The sequence below is a fragment of the Nostoc sp. genome, from assembly GCF_036917135.1.
In the GTDB taxonomy this organism is placed as follows: Bacteria; Cyanobacteriota; Cyanobacteriia; order Cyanobacteriales; family Nostocaceae; genus Nostoc.
Map to the genome: position 1 here is coordinate 1 of NZ_JBALEA010000027.1, position 25596 is coordinate 25596.

The 25596-nt window shown below is 42.5% G+C and carries 19 protein-coding genes; 10 read left to right on the top strand and 9 right to left on the bottom strand.

Annotated features, from left to right (window positions below):
- Positions 1-284 precede the first annotated feature (284 nt).
- The 3 genes from glyQ to V7K50_RS07590 all read left to right on the top strand — a co-directional run bounded on the left by glyQ (position 285) and on the right by V7K50_RS07590 (position 4634).
- Positions 285-1208: a glycine--tRNA ligase subunit alpha gene (glyQ, locus tag V7K50_RS07580; protein ID WP_334958709.1), complete on the top strand. Its 924-nt coding sequence runs from the start codon at positions 285-287 to the stop codon at positions 1206-1208.
- 527 nt (positions 1209-1735) lie between these two features.
- Positions 1736-4090 (top strand): ComEC/Rec2 family competence protein, encoded by a 2355-nt coding sequence (locus V7K50_RS07585; protein WP_334958711.1) that lies wholly within the window; start codon positions 1736-1738, stop codon positions 4088-4090.
- Positions 4091-4133: 43 nt separating this feature from the next.
- Positions 4134-4634, top strand: coding sequence for an NADAR family protein (locus tag V7K50_RS07590; RefSeq protein WP_334958714.1), 501 nt, complete (start codon positions 4134-4136; stop codon positions 4632-4634).
- Positions 4635-4670: 36 nt separating this feature from the next.
- On the opposite strand, the gene V7K50_RS07595 is transcribed toward V7K50_RS07590, so the two are convergent.
- Positions 4671-6668, bottom strand: coding sequence for a serine/threonine-protein kinase (locus tag V7K50_RS07595; RefSeq protein ID WP_334958716.1), 1998 nt, complete (start codon positions 6666-6668; stop codon positions 4671-4673).
- A 595-nt stretch (positions 6669-7263) separates the two neighbouring features.
- On the opposite strand from V7K50_RS07595, the gene V7K50_RS07600 reads away from it, so the two are divergent.
- Positions 7264-8289, top strand: coding sequence for a tetratricopeptide repeat protein (locus tag V7K50_RS07600; RefSeq protein WP_442944561.1), 1026 nt, complete (start codon positions 7264-7266; stop codon positions 8287-8289).
- Positions 8290-8329: 40 nt separating this feature from the next.
- Here the strand turns inward: V7K50_RS07600 and V7K50_RS07605 are convergent, their stop codons facing one another.
- Positions 8330-9016: a phosphoribosyltransferase gene (locus tag V7K50_RS07605; RefSeq protein WP_334958718.1), complete on the bottom strand. Its 687-nt coding sequence runs from the start codon at positions 9014-9016 to the stop codon at positions 8330-8332.
- A 191-nt stretch (positions 9017-9207) separates the two neighbouring features.
- On the opposite strand from V7K50_RS07605, the gene V7K50_RS07610 reads away from it, so the two are divergent.
- The 4 genes from V7K50_RS07610 (at position 9208) to V7K50_RS07625 (ending at position 11498) form a co-directional block, all read left to right on the top strand.
- The gene (locus tag V7K50_RS07610; protein WP_334958768.1) at positions 9208-9888 is read left to right on the top strand and encodes a uracil-DNA glycosylase; all 681 of its coding nucleotides are present in this window, start codon (positions 9208-9210) and stop codon (positions 9886-9888) included.
- A 152-nt stretch (positions 9889-10040) separates the two neighbouring features.
- Entirely contained in the window at positions 10041-10277 is a 237-nt protein-coding gene (locus V7K50_RS07615) for a ribbon-helix-helix domain-containing protein (protein WP_334958720.1), read from the top strand.
- 363 nt (positions 10278-10640) lie between these two features.
- Positions 10641-10826 (top strand): hypothetical protein, encoded by a 186-nt coding sequence (locus V7K50_RS07620; protein ID WP_334958722.1) that lies wholly within the window; start codon positions 10641-10643, stop codon positions 10824-10826.
- A 60-nt stretch (positions 10827-10886) separates the two neighbouring features.
- Positions 10887-11498, top strand: coding sequence for a LexA family protein (locus tag V7K50_RS07625; RefSeq protein ID WP_334958724.1), 612 nt, complete (start codon positions 10887-10889; stop codon positions 11496-11498).
- Between the two features lie 25 nt (positions 11499-11523).
- Here the strand turns inward: V7K50_RS07625 and V7K50_RS07630 are convergent, their stop codons facing one another.
- The 3 genes from V7K50_RS07630 to hetZ all read right to left on the bottom strand — a co-directional run bounded on the left by V7K50_RS07630 (position 11524) and on the right by hetZ (position 16675).
- Positions 11524-13839, bottom strand: a complete 2316-nt coding sequence (locus V7K50_RS07630; protein WP_334958726.1) for a transglutaminase TgpA family protein — start codon at positions 13837-13839, stop codon at positions 11524-11526.
- Positions 13840-14499: 660 nt separating this feature from the next.
- Positions 14500-15477, bottom strand: coding sequence for a PatU (locus V7K50_RS07635; RefSeq protein WP_334958728.1), 978 nt, complete (start codon positions 15475-15477; stop codon positions 14500-14502).
- Positions 15470-16675 carry a heterocyst differentiation protein HetZ gene (gene hetZ, locus V7K50_RS07640; RefSeq protein WP_334958730.1) on the bottom strand — a complete coding sequence of 402 codons (1206 nt, stop codon included), beginning with the start codon at positions 16673-16675 and terminating at the stop codon, positions 15470-15472. The genes V7K50_RS07635 and hetZ overlap by 8 nt, the downstream gene beginning before the upstream one ends.
- 204 nt (positions 16676-16879) lie before the next feature.
- Here hetZ and V7K50_RS07645 point away from each other — a divergent pair, with 204 nt between their 5' ends.
- Positions 16880-17353 (top strand): hypothetical protein, encoded by a 474-nt coding sequence (locus tag V7K50_RS07645; RefSeq protein ID WP_334958732.1) that lies wholly within the window; start codon positions 16880-16882, stop codon positions 17351-17353.
- A 556-nt stretch (positions 17354-17909) separates the two neighbouring features.
- Here V7K50_RS07645 and sds read toward each other — a convergent pair.
- Positions 17910-18881: a solanesyl diphosphate synthase gene (sds, locus tag V7K50_RS07650; protein ID WP_334958734.1), complete on the bottom strand. Its 972-nt coding sequence runs from the start codon at positions 18879-18881 to the stop codon at positions 17910-17912.
- Positions 18882-19851: 970 nt separating this feature from the next.
- Between sds and V7K50_RS07655 the strand changes: the two genes are divergently transcribed.
- Entirely contained in the window at positions 19852-20004 is a 153-nt protein-coding gene (locus tag V7K50_RS07655) for a hypothetical protein (protein WP_334958770.1), read from the top strand.
- Positions 20005-20056: 52 nt separating this feature from the next.
- Here V7K50_RS07655 and murI read toward each other — a convergent pair whose 3' ends face one another.
- The 3 genes from murI to V7K50_RS07670 form a co-directional block, all read right to left on the bottom strand.
- A complete protein-coding gene (murI, locus tag V7K50_RS07660; protein ID WP_334958736.1) occupies positions 20057-20923 on the bottom strand; it encodes a glutamate racemase in 867 nt (288 codons plus the stop codon).
- Positions 20924-21052: 129 nt separating this feature from the next.
- On the bottom strand, positions 21053-22957 hold the full coding sequence (locus tag V7K50_RS07665) for an N-acetylmuramoyl-L-alanine amidase (RefSeq protein ID WP_334958738.1): 1905 nt from the start codon (positions 22955-22957) through the stop codon (positions 21053-21055).
- A 419-nt stretch (positions 22958-23376) separates the two neighbouring features.
- Positions 23377-25254 carry an N-acetylmuramoyl-L-alanine amidase gene (locus V7K50_RS07670; protein ID WP_334958740.1) on the bottom strand — a complete coding sequence of 626 codons (1878 nt, stop codon included), beginning with the start codon at positions 25252-25254 and terminating at the stop codon, positions 23377-23379.
- Positions 25255-25596 lie beyond the last annotated feature (342 nt).

Consider the following 25596-nt stretch of genomic DNA (forward strand, 5'->3'; position numbering starts at 1 on the left):
CTCTTTTTTAACTTCAGCTTAGTTATCTTTATTTGCTTGACGCAATCCACTTGCTGTATAATCGCTTTCAAACTATAATATTTTCAAGGTTCGGTGTCCCTTTCAGCGTCGCTTTCGTTCGCTTCGCTTCAGGCACTTATTCAATATAGCGAACACACCTCTTTGTGTCAACTACTTTTTCCAAAATAATTTGGAAACGCTTTTATGTCTCCTGAAACTGCCCACAGTGCTAGGTTGTAGGCAACAATGGTTTATGCACTGTGTTGACTAAGGATGGGTGAAGCGTGAATTTTCAGTCGGTAATAGGTTTATTGCATCAGTTCTGGGGCGATCGCGGTTGTCTTATTGCCCAGCCCTACGACATTGAGAAGGGAGCAGGTACTAAGAATCCGCAAACATTTTTAAGAGCATTGGGGCCTGAACCCTGGTCTGTAGCGTATGTTGAACCATGCCGTCGCCCGACTGATGGGCGCTATGGCGAAAATCCCAACCGTTTCCAACACTATTATCAGTACCAAGTTCTGATTAAGCCGTCGCCAGATAATATCCAGGAGATTTATCTTGATTCCTTAAGGGCTTTAGGTGTTCGTCCTGAGGACCATGATATTCGGTTTGTAGAGGATAACTGGGAAGATGCAACGGTAGGGGCTTGGGGCACTGGGTGGGAAGTATGGTTAGATGGAATGGAAATTACTCAATTTACCTACTTTCAACAGTGTGGAGGAATTGATTGCCGTCCTGTGTCCATTGAGATTACTTATGGTTTAGAGCGGCTGACAATGTATCTCCAGCAAGTAGAGGCAATTACTAAGATTCATTGGACGGACAACATTACTTATGGTGATGTTTACCTCCAGGGAGAGATTGAGCAGTGTACATACAACTTTGAAGCGTCCAATCCTGAGTTGCTGCTGACACTATTTAATCTGTATGAGCAGGAAGCTACCCAATTGACGGAGCGAGGATTGGTCTTGCCTAGCTTAGATTATGTAATGAAATGTTCGCACACGTTCAATCTGCTGGATGCTAGAGGTGTGATTTCGGTGACGGAGAGAACTCGCTATATTGCCAGGATTCGGCATTTGGCTAGGAAGGTGGCTCATTTATATGTTGAGCAGAGGGAGAAGTTGGGTTTTCCGTTGCTCGAAGTTATGCCTGGGCGATTAGAAGTGGCGGCTACACAGACAAAACCTGCCTCCGCAGGTTAAGCTCTTGATTTTGCATTCTTTAAGCTAGGTATATCTTTAATGGCGTGGCTGTTGCTAAAGGTCAGAAATCCAGTTAAATCTTGAGTCTAGAATATTAAAGCTACAAGGATAAGGCCCGCCTGTGCGGGCTTTGTTTGTATAAACTTGATGGACTATACTTCACCAGAAGCATAAAAATTTTTCGCTGTTGCTGATTAAAGAGATGAAAAATTCAGGCAAAGCCTCTCCAGGCTTAGACAATAAGAGGTTGAAATATTTTATTTTGGAATTTCATAGCCAAATTCCAAAATGCCGATTTTTCTCTATTACTACCCTAGTTATTTTTCTGACTTTTCACGGTATCTGGAAAACCTCTCTCTAAATCTCTCTCCTCAGAGGAGAGAGACTTTGAATTTTCCCCCTTCCCGACGAGGGAAGGGGGTTAGGGGGTTAGGTGTTTCGTGGCTTTTCCACATAACGTGAAAAGTCAGAGTTATTTTTAAGTCAGCTGCAAATTCGGGTTGTCAGGTGCTTTTAGAAAAAATCTTATGATTCAAACTAGTGGTGTAATTATTTGTCTTGGCTATATTTTCGGGTTGCTCTTTACAGCAGTTCCTTGGGGTGGTGTGTGGGTTTTGCTTTTAGGGGTAGTGGGAGCAATTGTTTTTAGAAGACGCACCATGCTACAGCAATTTCCTCAGAAACCAGAAAATGTGGCAAGCAAAACAAAGGCGATGCCTAATAACTGGCAAACTATTGCCCATCCTCGAATATGGCTAGCTGCTGGCTTGGTGGGATTGTTGGCAACTCTGTATCTTCAATGGCGAGTGCCGCAACCAGGTGCAAAAGATATTAGTCAGTTCGTCCCGCCTGGAAATAGCAGTAATCAAGAACAACTTGTAATTGTTCGCGGCGAAGTGGCTAGTAATCCTCGCTTAACTCGCAGTCAACGGGGACAATTTTGGCTGGAAGTGACTCAACTAGATGAGGTTAAAAATGAAAAAGGTTCGGCAGGTGTCCCAAAAGGGGTGACGGGGAAATTGTATGTGACAGTGCCTATACTTCAAGCCACTGGGTTATATCCTAGTCAACAAATTGCTGTGACTGGGATTTTGTACAAACCAAAGGCGGCTTCCAATCCTGGTGGTTTCGACTTTCAGAAGTTTCTCAAGCAAGAAGGAACGTTTGCTGGTTTGATTGGGCGACAAATAAATGTTTTGGATCAGGAACGGAAATGGGGATGGTGGCAAATTCGGGAGCGAATTGTGCGATCGCAAGTTCGTTGGTTGGGTGTCCCCGAAGGGCCTCTTGTCAGTGCAATGGTTTTAGGTAGCAAAGCGGTTGATTTACCCTACGATATCCGCGATTTGTTTGTACAAGCCGGATTAGCTCATGCTTTAGCTGCTTCTGGGTTCCAAACTTCTTTGATTTTGAGTGTGATCTTACAGTTAACGAGGCGGACAAAAAAAGCAACGCAATTTACCGTTGGTTTTTTGGCTTTAATCATTTTTCTGAGTTTAACAGGTTTTCAACCTGCGGTTCTCAGAGCCGTAATTATGGGTTTTGCGGCATTAGTTGGTTTGCTATTAAAAAGGAAGGTAAAACAGTTCGGATCATTACTATTAGCAGCAACTCTGTTATTAGTCTTTAATCCTCTATGGATTTGGGATTTAGGTTTTCAATTGAGTTTTTTAGCAACACTGGGATTAGTTGTTACAGTAACCCCACTAGTTAACCGCCTAGCATGGCTACCACCTGCGATCGCTTCTTTGATTGCCGTTCCCTTGGCTGCCACTATTTGGACTTTACCTGTGCAACTTTTTGTCTTTGGAGTTGTACCATCTTATAGTTTGTTGCTGAATGTGGTTAGTACTCCATTAATTTCGATTATTAGTATTGGTGGAATCATCAGTGCTTTAGTAGGTTTAATTTGGACTCAGGCTGGAAGCTTTTTAGCTGCGGTGTTGCATTATCCTACTGATTGGCTAATTAAACTGGTGGAATTTTTTAGCAAGTTGCCTGGAAGTTCTGTTGCTGTAGGCAGTATATCTAGTTGGCAGCTTTTGGCGATTTATGTACTGATTATATTGGTTTGGCTGGTACCTTGGTGGCAGAGACGGTGGTGGTTTGCTAATGTGATTGCGATTAGTTTAGTATTCATCCCACTTTGGCATTCTGCAAATACATTGTTTAGGATAACGGTATTAGAATCTGGTACGGAACCAATTGTAGTTGTTCAAGATAGAGGTACTGTAACTGTAATTAATAGTGGTGATGAAGGTACAGGACGTTTCACAATCTTACCGTTTTTGCAACAGCAGGGTGTAAATCAAATAAATTGGGCGATCGCAACTGATTTTCAAGGCAATGAAAGTAATGCTTGGTTTGAATTAATGCAGCGTTTACCAATAAATAATTTTTATGAATATTCCCCCAAAACAGATAATTCTATTACAACTCAGGCAATTCAACAGCAGCTACAAAAACATCAAGGAATTTATCAACCTTTAGCAGTTGGTCAATCGGTGAAAGCTGGTTCGATAGTAGCGCAATTAATCAACGACCAATTACCCATCTTACAAGTGCAAATTTTAGATCAGAATTGGTTATTAGTAGGTAATGTTAAATCTAAAGAGGTACAACAACTAGTTAAAAATGGAAGTTTGCTTCGCCCACAAGTGCTTTGGTGCGCGCCTGAGTCGTTGAAAGATTTAGTTATTGCTCTGCAACCACAAGTAGCGATCGCTTCTTCTGCTAACTTTGATCCAAAAACTTTATCTGAACTGAATCAAAGTAAAACTAAGCTGTTCTTTACAGGACGAGATGGGGCTATTCAATGGACACCTAATGGTCAGTTTGAGGCGTTTATTGAATCAACAGAAAACAAATCGTCTGTGTTATAACAAAACTCACTAATTAAGTAAACTCAAACTGGCATCAATTTCTATGACAATCTACTTTTACAGTACTCGTGAAGAATATGGCTCTTTCTCCAATTTTTCACCCCACGGCTTTGAATTAGATGGATTGTATTGGTCAACTAGCGAACACTACTTTCAAGCACAAAAATTTGTAGGTACAGCTCATGTAGAACAAATTCGCCTAGTTAAAACACCTAAAGATGCCGCAAAAATGGGGCGTGAGAGAACCCGTCCCCTACGTCAAGATTGGGAACAAATTAAAGACGACATCATGCGGCAAGCTGTGCTATGTAAATTTCAGACTCATACAGATATCAGGAATATCTTACTTTCCACGGGCAATGCAGAAATTGTTGAAAACTCGCCCATCGATTTTTACTGGGGTTGCGGAGCCGATGGTAGTGGTAAAAATATGCTAGGAAAAATTTTAATGGAGGTGCGAGATATCCTGCGCCACATATACAGCGCAGATGTTGATCATAATGGGACTACCAAAAAAATAAATGACCCAAAGATGACTAAATAAAGCTGCATTAGCTACGTAAGTCAGCAGCAAAAGTTGCTACGGTACTTGCCAAATCCTGATAGTCTTGTCTTTACCAGCACTAACCAAGGTTTTTCCATTGGGACTAAAAGCAACAGCATAAACCTCAGCAGTATGCCCTTCAAAGGTGCGTATTACCTGTCCTGTATACAAACTCCAGACTTTTACAGTTGTGTCATCGCTACCAGTAACGATGTTTTCACCATTGGGGCTAAAGGCAAGAGCATTCACATCGGCGGAATGTCCTACAAAAGTGCGTAATTTTTTGCCTGTGTTTAAGTTCCATAGTTTAACAGTTTTGTCATCGCTAGCACTGATCATCAGATCACCATTTGGGCTAATGGCAACTGCATTCACATCGCTGGAATGGGCACTCAAAGTGTGTATTTCCTTACCTGTGTTAAAATTCCAGATTTTGATGGTGTTGTCTGTACTGCCACTGACAATAGTTTGACCATCTGGGCTGATAGCAACAGACAAAATTTCTCCTGAGTGACCGAAGAGAGTGCGTATTTCCTTGCCTGTGTTGAGATTCCAGACTTTGATAGTTTTGTCATAACTACCACTGATTATACTTTGACCATCTGGACTAATGGCAACAGAATTCACATAACTGGAATGACCGAAGAGAGTGCGTATTTCCTTGCCTGTGTTGAGATTCCAGACTTTGATAGTTTTGTCTTTACTGCCACTAACAAGGGTTTGACCATCGGGACTAATAGCTATTGCATAAACCCAATCGGAATGACCCTGAAGAGTGGTTGTTTGCCGTCGAGTATTCAGATGCCAAATTTTAATAGTTTTGTCATCACTACCACTAGCCAATATTTCTTCTTGATTGGGGAGTATTGGTTTAAAGACAAGAGAATTAACTTCCCCGGAATGTCCAGTTAGGGGCAAACTTTGCCACCAAGTCCAATAAAAATATCCTCCTAACCCTGAGAGGAAGATTATACCAGCACCCCAGACTAGAAATTTATTTGGCAGCCGGATTTGAGCCTGAATCACAGTTTTGGGAGAAACAGCCTTTCTCAGACTAATTTCTGACGACAAAGGCTTGCCAGTAGGCGACTGTGGAATTGCTGTGATTGGTGGCTGAGACTGAACATCTTGCAAGACTTCATCTGCTGACTGGTAGCGATGCTGAATATCTTTTTGCAACAGCTTGTCTAACAACCGTTCTAGTTTTGCAGATATGGGAAACTTCAAGTGTTTCTGCCAGTGTGCTACCCAACCATAGCCCTCTTCCATATACAGATGATAGGGGGGAATTGCCGTCAACAGATAAAAACAAGTCGCACCTAAACTGAATAAATCGCTAGCCGGATATGCCAAGCCTAACTTCATCTGTTCTACGGGTGCATAGCCATAGGAACCAATGCTCGTTCCTGTTTGTTCCATCTCTATGGTTGTTAACTGCTTGGCTACACCAAAATCAATCAAGACCAAATTTGCCCCAAGTCTTGTTGGGTAAAGGGAATTAGTATTTGGCTGGGAGCGATGGATAATATTTTCTGGCTTGATATCGCGGTGAATTACCTGATGTTCGTAGATAAATTTCAGGACGGGTAATAATTCTCGCAAAATTTCCCAGATTTTATCTTCGCTGAAAGTTCCCTGCTGTTTCAATTCCTGTCGCAAAGTTTGTCCTGGGATGAACTGCTGTACTAGATAAAGATAGTCATCTTCCCTGAAATAGGCATATAAAGTGGGAATTTGAGGATGCTCTCCTAGTTGTTGCAGACGGTACGCTTCTTGTTGAAACAGTTCAGTCGCCTTATTCAAGGCGCTAGTTCCACGGGCTTGAGGTGCTAACTGCTTGACAACGCAAACTTCCTTGAGTTTGTCTTCATCCTCTGCCAAAAAAGTTCTGCCAAATCCCCCACCTCCTAACGGGCGGATAATTCGATAGCGATTTCGTAGCAGTGATATCACTTTTGTTCCACAACTAAGGCAGAATTGTGTGTCATCGGGATTGAGGGGCTTGTTGCAAGCAGGATTTAGACAGTAGCTCATAGTTTAGATGTCTATCAGCTGTGTAATCTATGATGAATAATTATTGTGCATTAGCTCGTATTTGCACTTGTTTAATGATTAAGTTTTCTCTTAAACGTCAATTTTTAGAATTTTACTCATGAATATTATCTCACGCTCCTGTTTTCTGTAAGGGATTTCCAATAAATAAATTATCCAAATAAATGTAGGGGCTAAGATTAGTAGGCTCAAAGTTCTAGTAAATCACTTCATTCATGAACTCTCACCTGACTTTTCACGGTATTTGGAAAACCTCACTTCTATTTCTCTCTTCCTTTAAGGAGAGAGACTTTGAATTTTCCCCCTTCCCGCACTTCGTGCCGCTACGCGAACGCAGGGAAGGGGGTTAGGAAGTTAGGTTTTTCGTGGCTTTTCCACATAAGCTGAAAAGTCAGAACTCTCACCCCTGCTAAATTTACGCCGTGGTAAGGCAGCCTGATGAAAGATGCATCCTGGTTTTGGGAACACTAGATTTAGCGCTAGACTTCACAGGAAGAAGTTGATGTCTAAAAGCAAATAGAATAACAGATCGAAAAATACAGTTCCCCTGCAACTACCCATAACATACCTAAAACGAGTGAAGCGTAATACAATTACCCATGAGTTTGACTCTGATTCACAAGCAGAAATACGACCTCCACAGGAAAACGACGACCATTTATCGGAAGCATCCAACCTACTACGGCAAGGAATTCAACAGCAGCAAGCTGGTGAATTAATAGCGGCGATGAAGTCTTTACAACAATCCTTGGGGCTGTTTCAGGCAGTTGGGGATTTGGAAAAACAGGCACAGGTACTTTCTTTCTTAGGATTGGTAACTTACAGCACTGGAGACTACAAAAGTGCTATCTCCTACTCCCAACAATGTCTGTCTTTGCTCAACAACACCTCAGATTTAACATTGCAAATGCAAGCACTTTCCCATTTAGGCAATGCATACCGTCACCTGAATGACCATAATAAGGCTATTGAGTTTCTAGAAAAATGTTTGAAAATAACCCAGCAATTGCAAGATAAACGGAGTCAAGTAGCAGCACTAAATAATTTGGGATTAGTATACAAAGCTTTAAGTAATTTTACACAGGCTATTGAGTATCAGCAGCAAAGTCTAGAAATTGTGCGGGAACTCAAAGATAACTGGGGTGAGGAACAGGTACTCAAAAATTTGGGTAATGCTTGGTATGCTTTGAATAATTACCCAAAAGCGATCGCCTATTATGAACAGTGTGTAGTACTAGCACGCTCCTTAAAAAATGTCCGTAGTGCTTCTCAGGTGCTAAAAAATCTGGGCAATGCTTGTTATGCTTTAGGTGATTATATCAAGGCCATTAAGTATTATGAAGATCGGTTGCAATTAGCTAAAGAAATTCAAGACAAGCGTAGCGAGGAACAGTCTTTAAGTAGTTTAGGAGTTGCTTGTGAAGCTTTGGGTGACTATAACAAAGCAATTACATATTATGAAGAACGTTTGCTGTTAGCGAGGAGTATCAAAGATCGCCGCAGTGAAGAACAAGCTCTTGCTAGCCTGAAAGTCGCTTGCTACGCCTTAGGTGATTATGCCAAAGCTATGCAATATCAGGAGGGAACATCTTCAAATAGTTAAAAAGCAAGAAAGGGAAACAATTCAAAATTACTCGTATAAGTCAATTCCCCCCTATTGTCTTTTGTTGCTGGAGATATCCGAGAACTTCTAGTGTATCTACTTGGGGAAATTCAGCGTAAAAATTACTCACACTGCGGAAGGGTTCGGGTGTTTCTAAGACGATTGTGCGATCGCCCCACTGTTCTAACCAAGGTAGCAATTTTTGTGGTGCTACTGGAGTACATAGACAAACTGCTGCTGGAGAAAGCGCTTTCAGGGCAGTTGCCGCTACCGCTATTGTCATACCTGTAGCAATGCCATCATCAACTAAAATAAGCGTAGCATTCTCGGCATTCACCTGCGGACAAGCAAGAATTAATTGAGCCTCAAGAGACTTAGCTTGGTTAATAGCTTTATTTAAAGCCACTTCCCGCCACCGCGCCTCATTTTTAGGGCGAAATAGCTTTTGATCAGCCCAAAGAACATTTCCGCAAGTAGTGACTGCACCAATTGCTAACTCTGGGTTTTCTGGATGGCTAATCTTTTTCGCTACGATGATTGTCAACGGACAATCCAAAAGACGTGCTATTGGTGCTGCTACAGGTACACCCCCTCTTGGCAAAGCATAAACAATTGGTACAGGCTTTACCCCAGAATCAATAGTTTGCTGAGTCAAAACATCATGAATCACTTGCGCCAATAACTCACCTGCATGGGTGCGATCGGCGAAAAGTGGGGTATGTGACATGGTTTCCCCCAGCATTTTAGGACGGCACTGCTTTTATGATGACTGAATTTTGTCTCAAATTAACTGATACAATAAGATTTGTATAAATTATAAGTACTCAGCAAAAGTCTATTTATTCTGATAAATCTCCCACCAGAGTAGTATTTAACTCAGATATGACAGCTGGCGCTGATGCTAAAATCTTGATTTTCATGAGCAGCGAAACCCAACTCAGCCTCTTCGACGACTCAACCTTTAACCAGCGAGAACTGATTCCTACAGATGCGAAAATTGCGATCGCTCCGGGAACTTATGACAGCATAACGGAATTGACGCAGCATTGCGATCGCTGCCACCGTTGTCCATTGGGAGACACTCGAATTCATACTGTTGTTGGACGTGGCAATCTCAAAGCCCCAATTATGGTTATCGGGGAAGCGCCAGGTCAAAATGAAGATGAAACAGGTTTACCATTTGTGGGCAGATCAGGGCAGTTGTTAGAGAAAATTCTCGCATCTGTGAATCTGACTACTGAGCATGATGTATATATTGCCAATATCAATAAATGTCGCCCACCAGATAATAGAGTTCCCACTCCTGTAGAAGTGGCAGCTTGTCTACCCTATTTATTAGAACAAATTCGCTTAGTTGACCCCAAAATAATTTTGTTAACAGGTGCAACTGCTGTCAAAAGTATCACTGGCGACAAGCGGGGAATTACGAAAATTCGCGGACAGTGGCTAGAGTGGGAAGGGCGTTTATGTATGCCAATTTTTCATCCTTCCTACTTGCTGCGTAACCCTTCTAAGGAACAAGGTGCGCCGAAATGGTTAATGTGGCAAGATATTCAGGCGGTGCGTGCCAAGTTAGACGAAATCCAAAATAACAACTAATAAACATCTGGTGACTCAATTTTGGATTTTAGATTATCCACTCATCCACCAGTCGTACAGAATACCCAACTGAATTCTGACTCCTGACTCCTGAATTCTGTTTCAACAACCAGGGTATAACCAGAAGTCTAGTGACCAAAACGAGCCTAGTTATGAAAACTGCAATTTCGCTTCCAGATTCAATTTTTGAAGAGGCAGAAGCACTGGCTAGACAGTTAGGGATATCTCGTAGTGAACTTTATACAAAAGCTTTGAAAGCATATTTGCGGAAATACAACCGGAATCAGATGTTGAACCAACTGAATAAAGTTTATTCTGAAGAGTTCTCTGAACTAGATCCAGTATTGGCAAAGTTACAATTTATGTCCTTGCCCCTTGAGGATTGGTAGTAGACATCTCCGAAAAAGAAAAAGACCCCTCTCCAAACCTCTCCCCGAAGCGGAGAGAGGCTTTAAAACCCCCCTTCCCTACCAGGGAAGGGGGGTTAGTCTGCGTATAATTATGTGGTATCTAAATCTTTTCTGGAGATGTCTAGTGTATCGCGGAGAAATTTGGTTTATCGTGCCGACCTACTTAAACCCCCAGATATTCATTGTATGATTCCTAGATTTGATGTATTGGGTCGCACTCTTCTACAACTATACACAGTACTTTTATAAAAGTTTGATTTCCAGACTTTTTTCAAAACCTACTAGGCAAACTTAGTTCATGTGTACTATTTTTAGAGTTGTAGGTTTTATTACAGGCATATTATGAAAAGCGATCCTAATCAGAGTAAGGAAACAAATAATAACACTGGGCTGAGTGTTATTTTCTCTGAAAAAGCTCTCATTGCATTGTTGCATATCATACTTGCCTTAGGCATTGCTCATCTACAATTTAGCAGTTCACCTAATCAAGAACACCCTGCAAAAGTTTTGCAAGACAAACACAATTAGTAAGGTTTTTCCTAGTGAAATATGAGAAATTGCGAAAACTTGCACAAAGGATGATTGCTTATGCCAAGAGGCGGTTCCAGAAAAGGGTCAGGTCGTAAATCTAAATTTGGGGAGCCACTTACAGACATTGGTGTTCCTTCATCAATCAGTAATGACTTGATTGTGGCAATAGAGTACCTCTGGGAAAAGGGAACAAGAGGAAAAGAACTGATAGATGCTCTACGTTCAGCAGAGTTTCGCAAGGTCAGGAAGTATGATTACCCAGTATCAGCAGGCACACATAGCACATCGAGTGTTGGAGGGGATTCAATGAACATTGATTATGAAGAAATTGATCTCTATGAGGAACTGATCAATGAATCAAATAAAACGATCATCTTACCTGTAATGGGAGACTCAATGATAGGTATTGGTATATATCCTGGTGATTGGTTAATTGTTGAACTGATTAATCCTCTATACCAAAAGCCTAAGGAGCAAGAGATTGTTATAGTTTCTGTGGATGATGAGATTTTAGTTAAACGTTACAGGACGGAAAAAGGAGAAGTAGTTTTAGTATCGGAGAACGAGAACCACGAACCAATCAGACGCACTGAAGGAGCAATTTATATTTCAGGAATTGTGAAAAGTGCTATTAGTCGCAATTTATCAAAAAGGTTGCCGAATGGATAACCTTTGTACGGGACTCATTGATGAATTACTTAGCAGTCTTTTTGATACCTTGCCATCTTTCTCGCAGTCGCTTCAAGTTAGGCGTATGACCACCATAACGCCAGCCAACATAGGCTTGACAAATTTCATCTATTACCTCAGCAGTTGCTAGAGCATGATGCTGGTATGAGACACTTGCATACTCTAAAGGTGTTTGGGCTGGATGTTTGCCTAAACCTTTTTGGGTTGTCCATTGCAGCATTTGTTGATAAAGGCTTTCCATTGCTGGCAATTTCTTCAACCATCGACGGTTGCGCCACTGTCGCCACTGACCCCAACCCAGCCAAGCGAAGAAAGTTGCTGTAGTTGACAATATTAAGCCAGTCAATACACCAAACCAACCTTGGGAGAATAAAGCTAAAAACCAAGCGATCGCTCTAATCGCCCAATTTAACATTGTCCCAAATACATTATTCAACAAACCTGTCACCGGAGAAGGCAACCATCCAGCAACCCAATGCCACAACTGGCGCAACACACTAAAAGTCTGAGTGTCTTCAATAGATGGGGGAATTAGAGGATGATTGGGAATAGGATCAAAGGCAAACCAACCATATTTAGGAAAATACACTTCCGTCATCGCATAAGCGTCAGTATTACGGACAACATACAACCCCGTGAATGGATTGAATTCTCCTGCACTAAACCCCGCCACTAACCGCGCTGGAATGCCAATGGAACGCAACATTACCGTCAGAACTGTTGAAAAGTGGTCTGGATAGCCTCCCTTTTGCTTGAACAAAAAAGCTTCTACCAAGTCTTCTTTTTCACTTAAATAAGGCAGTTCTAAGGGATTTTGGGGAATAGAATAGTGTTGCTTGAGGTATTGAGCTAAGTAGAGAGTCTTTTCATAAGGTGAATCCAGGCTTTTAGCAGACTTTGAGACTCCTTCTTGATTGTAGTTAGCGAAAATTTCTTCGGTGCGTTGCCGGACTTTATCGGCAATTTCGGGAGGAATTTGCAGATAATGCTTTTTAATATGTTGCGGATATTTAGTAGAAGCTTCACCTAATTTAGTACGATCGCGGTATGGTACTTCTGAAACTACGGTGTAGGTGAGTCCTTGTGATAATTCTACAGGCGATCGCAATCCGTCTTCTTTATCAACAGCAATCACTGGTGCCGGAAAGTAAACTTCCTTGGGATAAGTCATCGCGGGAATTAAGTTAGGCAAATCGGACACTACAGTATAAGTTTGTACTACCTCTTGGGTTTTACCAACGATCACAGATGGGGAAAGAAAAATTTGGTAAGACCAAGGCGATCGCCTCACAGTGGTAACATCTTCATTGCGAGAAACTTCCCATCCCTTACCTGTATAGTGGTCAAATCCTAATACTCGCCAAAAACCCTCAGCTTGCGATCGCACCCGCATTACAACCTTGGGTTTCATCTCGCCCCGCAGGTTTTGGTTAATTTGGCTATTAAAACCGTAATAAAAGTTATTATCTACTTTACCTGGTTCACCAGTTTTATTTTGTCCCGTACCACCGCTACCACTGCCTTGATTCTCACCTTTCCCTTGGCGGACATAACCGGGATTGATAATACTACGTCCTGTAAAATTACCTTTGACTTGAATGGCAGAACTTACAGGAAAATTCCGTAATTGATAGCCAGGGAATCTAGGTAAAACAGCAAAAATTGCCAGTCCTAGACCGACAATTAGTAAAAAAGTTAGAATTAAAAATTTAAAATTCAGACTTGAGGAATTCTTCTGATTGAATTTTTCCTTTTGAGTTTTTAATGGCTCCAAACCCAAGCGTGAGCGGTAATCTAATACTAAAGTTGGCAGAGCGATCGCTAAAAATAACAGCAACACAGGTGCAAATGCTAAAGTCTGACTTAGGGTTGCTGCCACACCCAATAAAATTAATCCGATAACAATCGAATAGCCCAAATTTTTGCGGCGGGGTGTATCAAAGCTGTGCAACACCTGGAGTTGAATTAATAACTCTGCCAAACCCAACCGCGTATCATTCAACTCTCCCACTAATTGCCCAAAGAAAGCACCCAGTGCGACTAACATTCCAATGGCGATGCAGAATTTAACTGCAACATTGCGATCGCGGCGACGATAGTAACTCCAAACCGCACCCACTAAACTCAGGGGTAACGCCCAAAAACTGAATGAAGTCTCAGCCGCAATATCCGTCGCCACAATTCCCAAAATAACCAACGCTAGCACCAGCACCCGCAAGGAAATCGAATCTTCCACCTCTATCAAAGGCGATCGCTGCGGATTTTGCCGCCAGAAATTACCTACACGCCAAAACCGATTCATCCTGGATAAGTTAAGCATTTCGAGTCTAAGTGAAAATTCCACGGAAACAATGCTGAGGACAAAACTATTCGCCCTACTTTAAAGTATTCCCATTAGAAGAAGCTTTCTTATCCTGCCTTCACGCATCTATGAAGGTTTAGCGCCTATTTTAAAAGTTAAAATCCTCCCAAGAAGTTCCTCCCCTTTATAAGGGGAGGATTAGGGTGGGGTAAAACCTTGGGTTTTTCAGCTATTTCAGACTTGTGTGTACACCATAGCCCCAAGCGGGGTGGGGTTCTTCGGCTTAAGTAAGTAATCAATCGAACATGATATGACGTTACCGCGAACTGTAACGTCAAGCGCGAACATAATTTTTTATAAAAAAAACAACCCAACCGAATAAATTCTTTGTGAAAAATTGGTGGCTTGGTAAAATAAAGGCGAAATCAGCACAACACAAGAAACTAACTCGTTCCTCAGGCTTTGCTATTAACCCAGTAGACTGACGAGTACCCACAAAAAATCAATTATGGGGTGGAGGGTGAGTTTACACCCACTGCTTACTTGTAATCACACTTCAGTATAAGGAAGCACCCTGTTGCTAGTAGTATCTAGAGACAGAAAAAGCCCCAAGGCAACAGCTAGGAAATAGTTACCTTAAGATTATTCAATATTACGTACTAGCGCTGGCAATTAAAGTTACACGGTGGGATTAATCACAAACAACAACGATTGCGCGTCTATTTCGGGAAACTCAACTTCCAAGGTATAAGTTGGGTTAAGTTGCTCGCAGCCTAACTCTACATTTAAGTATCCCGAAGTCGAAGATGTTGTCATTGCTAAGGTACCGCTTCCCCGCAGGGTCAAAGTTCCTTTAACAGGTAACTCAGCCTGAACAAGTAACTTCGTAAGTTTACCTAGAGACTGGTACTCTACTCTGATATTCAAAGCACCAACACTGGTTAGCCATTGTCTTTCTACCACGGGACTAGTTGGTGAAACTGGCAGAGTTAGATTTTCCAGCAGTTGTTTAGCTGCTAGAAGCGACAAAGCCATCTGTTGACGCGGTTGTAAATCTGAGTAATCGCTTTGAATAGCGGGCATTGTCTCCAGAGTATTTACAGACCGGTAGGTGCTTCTTAGCACCAATCCAGCTATGTCATTTAGTGCTTGAGAATCATTGGGAAAAAAGTTCTCCACCACTTGAACTAATTTTGCCCCCAATGGCACAGAAGATGTCACCAAAGCCTGACACTGTTCTAGCAATTGCTGGAAAACTCTTTCCGGCAAGCGAGTTGGCAAGGTCAACTTAGATTGTTGTACCATCCATCCCCAGCTAGGGACGAGTGTCATTGACGGCTCATCAACAAAATCAGGATAGTCGATTAATTGTGTTTCCCAGGGAAACAACGGTGGGTGATCTTGGGCTTGGATTTGTAACCGACTTTTAAGGACAGTTTGAAAACGATCTTGCACAGTAGGAATTTCTCCCAATTGAAAGGTCTGGGGCGTTCCTCCCAATTTTGGCTCACTGTTTTTTGAAGCAGTGGCTTCATTGAGGAGGTTTTTTACCCCTTCATTTTCCTCACATTCTAGCGATCGCTCGTGATTTTTGACATCATCTGTCAATAACCAATCGAGACACTGGTATTGTAAGGATTCTGAGTCACTATTCATGAGTAGATGCACCTGATCCGGACACTAATGAGTTACGAATTTCCCAAGCTTGCTCAAGAATCTTAAACCATCGTTTTTGCAGTTGTGCCATTGACAGCCCTAAAATTTTGGCGATTTTTTCATCAGCTTGTCCTTGTTGCTTCAACTCTAATAAAGATCGTTGCTTATTGTCCAGTTGTGCTGTGTATACTTGCCATTGCTGGGGAGTTAAGCCCAAATTGGTGTGCAGAGAAGCTTCCAGCCATTCATGAACTAATTCCCAACGGTGCAACAGTGCAAACCGAATCAAATGATACTTAAAGCGCTGTTGCAAATAATCTCTCTGACGAGGGGTTAAACCTAAAATCGACTCAATTTCCTGTGCTGATAAATCCTGGAGGCGAAGAGAAAAATAATCAGCGCAGTCAGATTGTTGTCGTTGTTCGAGATAATTCATTAATTCCGTAACCACAACGGAGCGCAAGGTGTCTTCTTCAGGTTCGGGTTCGGCTTGCGTTGCCATTGTGGAGCGCAATTGGTAAACTGCTGGCTCTTCCCAAGAACCGTCACCTTCATTATTGCTACCTTCTGCGGCTTGTTCTATATCTACGCTGGTTTCTGGGGGCTGGTGTTGGGAAAAAGTTTGTGCCCGGAGGATAATTAGCTGCTGCTGACGGCCTGGTAAAGGAATGCGTCGCTTGCCGTAGCGCTCGGTAAATGCCATATACTCAGACAATTCCAAGAGCGTCTGAGGGCGATAAGTGGCACCAAGTTGATTTTCTCGCCGGAAAGCGTTCAACGCCTCCAAATAAAAACTCTGGAGGAAATCTTCAATTATCGTCAGCCGCCCTTGATAGCTCAATTGCCTCTGAGGAGGATTAATATATCGATAAACAATTGCACTCAGAGTACTGTGTAATTCTACCCTGCCCCGATTTGAACCCAACTGATAGTATCTGAGACACTGTTGCAGCCGATGCCGAGCCAGGGTCAGCGCCGAGCTTTCTACAGTTCCCGAAGCTTGGATACGTTTGCTTTCATGACAAATCCGGTAGACTTCGGTGGTAATACGTCTGGCGACGTCGTGGCAATTCTGTTCCGAAGCTTTGGTTGACTGCTGAAACTCCTTGGACAGGAGTTGAAAGATCACCTCCACGCCTTTTGAATTTTCTCCCAGAATAGTTGCAGATGGAATAGTTACGGTTGCGGCTGAATTCATAGTCTCAGTTTTCAAAAGACCCTAAGTATTTAAATACAACCTGTACGACTGTGGGTATTGGCTTTTTTGGTTTTACGTATAAGCTAAACGCAGACCAATCCTATATTTAGGATGTGGCTGATTTTATTATTCCCAATTCTGATGGGATTGTTCACACTTTGATAGATGTTATTGCCGTTACCCAGGAGCCGTATACAAGTCATTATGGATTTAGAAGCACAAATTCAATTGCTGATTGACAATGCACCCCGAGATGGTATGACACCACATCTTGTTGCAGCAATTGCTCCTGCCCTTAGAGCGATCGCTCAAAAATTACGCTACTCCCAGTACTACATTCTCCAAAATTCGGAGGCAAGCTGGGTTTTAACTACATTGAGCAATCGTGCTAATCCAGGATTGGAAAAACGTGTGATTTACGCTTTCCCTACCATACAGGATGTCTCTCTAATTTCCCCTGATGGGCTTGACCCTCAAATGCTAGCTAAAATTACTCCTGTCACCCATATTTTGTTCCAAATGGTGGCATTAGAACCCGTAGATAGCATCGTTTTTTTGGAAACGCCGGGTAAGACCACTCATACCGTCGAAATTCGGCGAGCTCAACTAGAAAAACTCATACAGCAACACTTACGACAACTGCGATCGCCTAAAGAGATACCCCCTAATATTGCATAGAAAAATTTGGGATGTGGAGTTTTTTAGATACAACCCCACATCCCAAATCTTAAATCTCAAATTCCTTGAAAAAAAGTTTTCTAAATCAGGAAAAAATAAATTTTTTTCTTTCCCTTACACTATCCGACTGACTAAAATCTGGGTGAAACCTAAAATTTGTTAAAAAACAGTTATCAGTGAACATTTTTCAGTTTTAGTTTCCCAATCAAGCAAAGATCCCATACTTAAGAACTTCCAAATAAAAAACTCTACTTTCTAACTCAATACGCTTGGGTTAAGCATTTTTTTCTTCTCTCTGTTCCCTCTGTGCCTCTGCGGTACCCTGCGGGAAGCCGAAGCGTCTACGTTAAAAAATTTGACTTTGATAAAGAGTTTTAGCTTTAACCCAAGCGTATTGCTTTCTAACTGGTAAATCGGTAGGTTGAATTAAATATAAAAGTGCTTTAGTGTGTTATGGCTTTCCCAACACAACATTTCAGGTTTTCGGTGTGTTATGGCTTTCGTAACACACCGAAAACCTAAATTTCCACTTTCTACTTTAAAACTGAGAACTGATTTAATAGAGGCGACTCAGTGTGTACTCAGCTATGTTAATCAATGCCTGGTGGGATTCTGAGGGTGGGAGAACTGCAAGATGTTCAATTGCCAACTTTGCATGGTGAGCAGCCAAATCTCGCGCCTGCTGTATACCTTGACTATCTTGAATCAGTGCGAGTGCTTGCTCTAAATCCCCTTCTTGGGCAAACTCTCGATCAATCAGCACTTCTAAAGATGGTTTTTGGGTTAAAGCAAATAAAACAGGTGCAGTCAGATTACCACTTTTGAGATCCGACCCTACTGGTTTACCCAAGGTATCTGTTGTACTGGTGAAATCTAGAATGTCATCAACAATCTGAAATGCTATACCAAAATGACGACCATAGCTATACAGATGTTCAACAGTTTCTCGTGAGACTTCACTAAGTAACCCAGCAGCTTTAGAACTATTGGCGATTAACGAAGCTGTTTTGTAATAACTCTTCTCAATGTAAGTTTCAATAGAGATACCAGCATCAAAACGATTTAGTCCCTGCTGAATCTCCCCGGTAGCCAGATCCATAATGACTTCTGAGAGTAGTTTCACCACCTCCAAATTGTCCAAGTTTGCTAAATACCAGGAAGATTGGGCAAAGAGAAAATCTCCTGCTAAGATGGCAATGCGGTTCCCGAACAAACTATGAACGGTAGGAACGCCTCGCCGCACGTCTGATTCATCTACCACATCGTCATGTACCAAGCTTGCTGTGTGAATCATTTCTGTAATCTCAGCAAGGCGGCGGTGACGCGGCGTAATGTCTTGTTCTAACATTGTCGCCCGCGATATTAGCAGGACAATTGCTGGTCTGATACGCTTTCCCCCAGCACCGAATAAATGCTCGGCGGCTGCAAAGAGAATGGGGTGGCGATTTCCAACTAGCTGTTTTAGGTTATCTGCTAGTAGTCGCAGGTCTGCTTCCACAGGGGTAAACAGGGAGGTGGCTGGGGTCATGGATGGGCGGACTCTGACTTAGGTTACGAAAGTTTACATATCCTATACTCATTTTAAGATAACCCTGTGCCAGCGCAAAGTTTTCATCAGGTAATCCCATATTTATGAGTCTATGGGTGATAATTAAGGTTACTGATGTATTTGTCAATAAGTAATTATGCTTAATTTGTGAGAATTCAGGTTTGAAAATAACTTCAAAGGTGAATTATTCAGTATATGAGAATGAATTTCAGGTGAAATTGCGTTAAGTAGTTTCCCGTCTCACCTTTCTCGCCACAGTTCCAAAAACAATTTAAGCAATATTACTTATTGACAAAATAGACGCGATTTAAATTTGCAGCCAATTGTTAAGACTAAATTTCTCCAAGACTGAAGTGTAGCTCTTCAAAAAATTTGAAATTTAGCAGCCGAATAAGCTCAAAATTCAGGGTCGTTGTGTTAGGCTAAAGTATAGGAATTTTAAATTTTGTAAGATATTCACACGCGCAAAAGTAAGTCAGCTACTAGTTGATTTCACTGAATTGGTATTGTGAGTATAAAATAAATATTCGTCGGTTAGGTTAAGGGAATAATTTCTTTAATTTTTCCTACGAGACGCGAAACTCCTGGTTTGGAGCTATGCCATATCCCTATGGGAAGCCGCTACACGTCTTTAGCGCACGTTGAGCGCAAGCATTGCTCTTTTCACAGCCGTTTGAGCAAAAATAAAGCAGATCAAGTAGACCGGTGAGAATCGTAGTTTTAGATTGCCAAACGGCAAGCTAACTGCTGGGGGATCTATGGTCTGCTAGAACTCCCATTAGATAATAAATTCTTTGTCCGTAGAGGATTTTATCTCTATAGGTAATTTTGCTATATGAAACTACAGCCATCAAGAATGCACTTGCTTGGCTGAAGTTCTACTAATTTATGGAATTTTATATTTGTTTAGAAGGGTGCTAGTAGAACAATGATTTACGGAAGTATACCTATGATGATTTTTATTTTAGCCTCTGGATATTTGTTCACGGTCTACCTGTTATTAGCACTAGCAAAGCGAACGGGTACAAAGACTGTTCCTACCAGTTTCCCTTCGTCTCCCGAAGGAAAACACAAGCAGGAGATATCAGTTAATAGTCATTAGTCATTAGTCCTTGGTCATTTGTTTTGATTAAAAGACTAAGGACTAATTAGTTTTATTGGAGTTGGGAAATAGCGATATCAGTGAAGGAAACCTCTTCAACCATTGGGGTATAGCCTAGCCACTGCACTCCTGATTGGGAAAACTGTTGCGGACAACCGCTAACGGCAAAGCGAGTTGGTAATGGTAGATGAGTATTTCTTAAGCCTAGTAAGTCTAGTTCTTGGGCACAAGCTGCCACAACATGAACAGCTGGATCAACTAACTGGACTTGAGATGGCAGGAGCGATCGCAATACTGGTGTAAGATGGGGATAATGGGTACAACCGTGAACTAAGGTGTCAATTTCCTGCTCTAATAAAGGCTCTAAGTAAGCTCGTGCTACTTCAGCAGTGTAAGGGTCGTGAATGCGGTTTTGCTCGATGAGTGGCACAAACTCTGGACATCCAACTTGCCAGACTTGGACATCAGGAGCAATTTCGAGTATGGCGTGCTTATAAGCATTACTCTTAGCTGTAGCTGGGGTGGCAATTACACCAATACGTCTTCCTTGCTGTACTGCTGCTCTTGCACCCGGTAGAATTACTCCCAAAATGGGTATGCTGAATTCTTGACGCACGGTTTCTAGGGCTAGGGCGGAACTAGTGTTGCAAGCCATAATTACCATTTTTACCTGCTGCTGTTGTAGCCAGGTAATAATTTCACGCGTAAATCGTAAAATTTCTGCTTGCGAACGAATTCCGTAAGGAAGTCTAGCTGTATCCCCAAAGTAAACAATTGATTCATTGGGGAGTTGCCGATATAGTTGTCGGAGTACCGTCAGCCCACCCACACCACTATCAAAGATGCCGATTGGGGCGCGTTGGGGTTCTTGATCAGAAAAATCGTCAAGATTTCCTTCAAAGATGGAAGATGAATACACAGGCAGATATTAATTTAGGTTTTGGGATTTAAAATACAGAATTTAGCAGACAATCTCCAACTTGACCACTAAATTCTGCACGTCAAAGAAGTTTAAATACCACCTCTTGAATTAGTAATTTGTAGTATATTACCTCTGGTGTATATATTTGAGGATGCCTTGAGCGATCGCTTCTGCCATCCGATTTTGATACTCTGGTGTTCCTAATCTAGGATTATCCTCGTAACCAGTCATATAGCCTGTTTCCACTAGAATAGCAGGTATTGAGTTCTTTCTGAGGACGTAGAATCTGGCTTTGCGGGTTCCCCGGTCTTTGATAGTACCGATATCCTGGAGGATGGTTTTACGAACTACTTCAGCCAAACCATAACCACTATCGTAATAATATACTTCTAACCCATTGACATCAGGGCGATTATCAACGGAATTAGCGTGAATGCTGACAAACAAAGTCGCATTAACTCGCTTGGTAATATCTACCCGTCCCTGAAGTTCTACGAAAAAGTCGGCATCTCGCGTTAGTACCGCTTGTACACCATTTTGCTCTAAAATTGCTCCTACCCTTTTACCAATAGGCAGAATTACATCCTTTTCTAAAAGTCCCCCTAAACCAGGGGCACCTGAGTCTTTTCCACCATGTCCGGGGTCAATAACTACTACCAATTTACCTCTAGGAACGGAGGGGCGTGGCCGTGACTGGGAGACGGTACGAGGATTATCTGTGGGATTTGGTAATTGACCTTGGTCTGGCGATGGGAGGGGAGGTAAAGCAATGGGCGGTGTGATACTGCTGCTACTAGAGCGTCGTAATTCTAAAGCTAAAAGCTCGTCGCCAACCTGGTTTAGTTCTCCAATTTGCACTCCGGCTGCTGGTTGAACCAAGACGCTGACAGTGTTGGATTCTTGTGGTTGTAGGCGTACCCGCAGGATCGGGCTATTAGGATTAAAAGTAGGGCCTGTGACTTTGGGAGCTAACTTAGCATTGTTGATAGTGATGCGGAATAGACCAGATGATCTATCCCAGCCTCCTGTAGCAGATAAAGCTTGGTCGGCTCTAATCAGTAGTTGTGTGCCATTATTAGCAAGTTGCACAGACTGAATGGTAGCAGTTGAGTTGTTATTAGGTATGGGACGTGGACTGTTACTTCCAGGCAATTGGGCAATGCCACGACTGGGTATAACCACAAAACCACCAACGCTGCTACTAGTTGCTCGCCAATTTGGACTATTTTCATCTACCTGTAAAGTCAGGCGCACAACAGACGGACTGGTTTGTAGTTGGGTGAACTGGATACGGCTGACACCATAGCGATTAATCGACAAATCTCGCTGCTCTAGATTTGGTGATAAAGTTGCGCCAGCAATGTCGATGTTGATTGCTTTTTGATCGTTGCTCCGATTTACCTGAATCCGAGGATTACCACCACTTGTCGCAATGAAAAAACCATCACCTGTGACTTGTAATTTCTCAATTTGAGTAACCCTGGCAACAAGCATTCTGTTGTTAGGTGGATTTACAGAGTCAGTTCTCACCACATTGTAAATATCTCTTGGGGGGAATGCTGGCGTAGATGTTCTTGGTGAATTTGCTGTGGCTATAGCTTGTTCTGGTTGCCCCGCCGTATTTCTTAAGGGTACATTTTCGGCTTCTGGCATAGGTAATTGCACTGTCCAGCGATCGCCAGTTGCCGCGACGAATCGCACTCCTTTGGGGTCTAAACTATAACCAGGAGTAAGTTCAACCACTATGCGCGTTGTTTGTTCGTCAAACTGCCCAACCCGAATCGAACGAATTGCGCCGCCCACCTGCTGGGTTAATTGCGGACGCCCAAATGTGGTTCCTGGCAAATCAATTACCAGGCGAGTGGGGTTAAAAATTAATTGTGCTTGGGGTTGAACATCCCCTAAAGTATTAATTTCCAGCCTGTTTTGATTGGCATCAAAACGCCAAGATTCAAGTTTCGCGGCCATTGCCGGCGACGATAGCATGAAGATGGTTCCAATAGTACTGGATAGTAACCAGCGTAATTTCACAGTCTTTTCTCCTGATTCACATTTATGGGAGCCGTCAACATCTCAACATATTGGCAAATCCTCACACCGTCACCGCGCACCTTGAGTTTTGCGCTGTTATTAAGACACAGCTAATGGCGTAAAATATAGCACGCTCCTCTGATTTTGCCATGCCATTAGCCTATATAAATTTGACTGCCAATTTTAAATTTTAGATTCCCGATTTGAGTTTTATGTCAGATTAGCGTCCTGCTACACTAACACCTCTTATCGGTGACACCAATCCAAAATCCAAAATCTGTTGACTTGCAAAGCATCAGATGACAATAACAAAGAAGCTACTCCTATCCCGCCGCAAGAATACTTAAATTGTTTACTACTAAATTGGATAAAAATGGTAAAGATTAGATGTATTTACTCAATAATTTCGGCTAAATTACTTATCTTCTCTTGAGATACTGAAGAACACCACGAGCGATCGCTTCTGCCATTTCATTTTGGTAAGCTGAGGTTCTGAGCCTAGCCATATCCTCTCGACCAGTCATATAACCCGTTTCCACGAGAATGGAGGGCATAGAACTTTTTCTGAGGACATAAAATCTGGCTCGTCGCACTCCTCTATCTTTGAGAGTACCAATACTTTGAAGAATGCTACTACGGACAACGCGAGCTAGCTCCAGGCCACTGTCGTAATAATACACTTCCAAGCCATTAACATCAGGACGACTCGCACCTGCTGAATTAGCGTGGATACTAACAAACACATCAGCATTAGCTCGCTCTGCTAATTGCACTCGTCCCGGAAGGGTAACAAAATAGTCCGAATCCCGCGTCATAATCACTTGTATGCCATGTTGCTGCAAAATCTCAGCAAGTTTCTTACCAATAGGCAAGATAACATCTTTTTCGCGTGCCCCACCAATGCCAAGAGCTCCAGAATCTTTACCGCCATGTCCGGGGTCAATAATGACTACCACTCGCCCATTGGTAACTCGGCGCAGTGGTTGTGTTAGGGGCTGGGGATTGGGATTATTTGGATCTGGGAATGACCCCCGGTTTGGTGGTGGTAGCCCAGGTAAAGCAAAGGGTGGTCTTCCGGGGAGAGCGACAACTCGGCGAGAGCCTTGTATTGGTAAAGCCAAAACTTGGTCGCCCATTTGTCTGGGTTGCCCAAGTTGCACTCCGCCTGCTGGTTGAATTAAGACAACGACAGTGTTGGGTTGTTGAGGTTGCAGACGTACCCGAAGAATGGGGCTATTGTTAGCAAAAGTCGGGCCTGTAACTTTGGGAGCTAGGTTAGCATTGGTAATTGTGACGCGGTACAGACCAGAGGATCTATCCCAGGTTCCGGTAGCAGATAAAGGTTGATTGCCTCTAATTAGCAGTTGTGTGCCATTATCAGCCAGTTGCACAGACTCAATTGTTGCTGGCAAGTTGTTGGCAGATGCTCTACTAGGAAAGGAAACGGGTTCGGATTGATTTTCTGAATTATTACTTTGAGGTAATCCGACAACACGACTAGGTAAAACTACTAAACCACCGCCGCTACTATTCGTTGCTCGCCAGTCTGGGCTATTTTTATCTACGCGCAAAGTTAAGCGGACAACAGGGGGTTGAGTTTGCAATGAGGTGAATTCGACGCGGCTAACACCATGTTTGTTAACGGATATATTATGTTGCACCAGACGTGGTGATAAAGATGCGCCAGAGATATCTATGAAGATGTTAGCGCGATCGCGGCTGCGAATTACCTGAATGGGAGGATTACCACCACTGGTACGAATGAATAACCCATCGCCTGTTACTTGTAAATGCTCAATTTGAGTTGCCCCTGGTGTGGTACTGGCAACCCTTGAAATACTCGGTTGAGGTTCAGAATCTGGGGTAACTACACTGTAAGCACTTCTGGGAGATGAAGCGACTTTATCGATTTCTGGTCGAGGTAATTGCACCGTCCAGCGATCGCCAGTTGTACCAACAAATTGCACTCGTTTGGGGTCTAAACTATAACCAGGAGTCAGTTCGATAACTATCCGCGTTGTTTCTGTATCAAACTGTCCAACACGGATCGAGCGAATTCCACCGCCCACTTGTTGGGTTAGCTGCGGACGACCAAATGTAGTTCCTGGCAAATCAATTACCAGCCGAGTCGGGTTGAAAATTAGTTGTGCCTGGGGTTGAACTGCTCCCACAGTATTAATTTCCAGCCTGTTTTGATTGGCATCAAAGCGCCAAGATTCAAGTCTCGCGGCCATGACCGGCGACGATAGCATGAAGATAGTTCCAATAGTGCTGGGTAATAACCAGTGTAATTTCACAGTCCTTTCTCCTAATTCACATTCATGGGAGCCGTCAATATCTCAACTCATTGGTAAATCATCACACTGTCATCACCTAAACTTCACTTTGGATGCCTTTTTTGATTTTTAAATTGCTATTAAGACACACTTAAATTCAGTTATCAGGTTTCATATTCAGTGTAAATCCCTATGCGAAACCTTCCACCTGTGGAGGTGGGGGACTCTGACTTCCAATCAAGCTAGAAAATTGATAATTGATAGCTGTTTACTAATAAATGTTTGTTCGTTGTTGCCATTGATGCACTGAGTAAATAATTCCCATTACTGTCAGATGATCTAGCAAAATTTATGGGTGTTACT

Bases quoted from the DNA above. Each gene is read 5' to 3' on its own strand.
- V7K50_RS07620 (WP_334958722.1), top strand. From the start codon at position 10,641: ATGAAAAGCGATCCTAATCAGAGTAAGGAAACAAATAATAACACTGGG.
- V7K50_RS07610 (WP_334958768.1), top strand. From the start codon at position 9,208: ATGAGCAGCGAAACCCAACTCAGCCTCTTCGACGACTCAACCTTTAAC.
- V7K50_RS07625 (WP_334958724.1), top strand. From the start codon at position 10,887: ATGCCAAGAGGCGGTTCCAGAAAAGGGTCAGGTCGTAAATCTAAATTT.
- V7K50_RS07595 (WP_334958716.1), bottom strand. From the start codon at position 6,668: ATGAGCTACTGTCTAAATCCTGCTTGCAACAAGCCCCTCAATCCCGAT.
- hetZ (WP_334958730.1), bottom strand. From the start codon at position 16,675: ATGAATTCAGCCGCAACCGTAACTATTCCATCTGCAACTATTCTGGGA.
- V7K50_RS07630 (WP_334958726.1), bottom strand. From the start codon at position 13,839: ATGCTTAACTTATCCAGGATGAATCGGTTTTGGCGTGTAGGTAATTTC.
- V7K50_RS07635 (WP_334958728.1), bottom strand. From the start codon at position 15,477: ATGAATAGTGACTCAGAATCCTTACAATACCAGTGTCTCGATTGGTTA.
- V7K50_RS07605 (WP_334958718.1), bottom strand. From the start codon at position 9,016: ATGTCACATACCCCACTTTTCGCCGATCGCACCCATGCAGGTGAGTTA.
- V7K50_RS07590 (WP_334958714.1), top strand. From the start codon at position 4,134: ATGACAATCTACTTTTACAGTACTCGTGAAGAATATGGCTCTTTCTCC.
- V7K50_RS07645 (WP_334958732.1), top strand. From the start codon at position 16,880: ATGGATTTAGAAGCACAAATTCAATTGCTGATTGACAATGCACCCCGA.
- sds (WP_334958734.1), bottom strand. From the start codon at position 18,881: ATGACCCCAGCCACCTCCCTGTTTACCCCTGTGGAAGCAGACCTGCGA.
- V7K50_RS07585 (WP_334958711.1), top strand. From the start codon at position 1,736: ATGATTCAAACTAGTGGTGTAATTATTTGTCTTGGCTATATTTTCGGG.
- V7K50_RS07655 (WP_334958770.1), top strand. From the start codon at position 19,852: ATGATGATTTTTATTTTAGCCTCTGGATATTTGTTCACGGTCTACCTG.
- V7K50_RS07615 (WP_334958720.1), top strand. From the start codon at position 10,041: ATGAAAACTGCAATTTCGCTTCCAGATTCAATTTTTGAAGAGGCAGAA.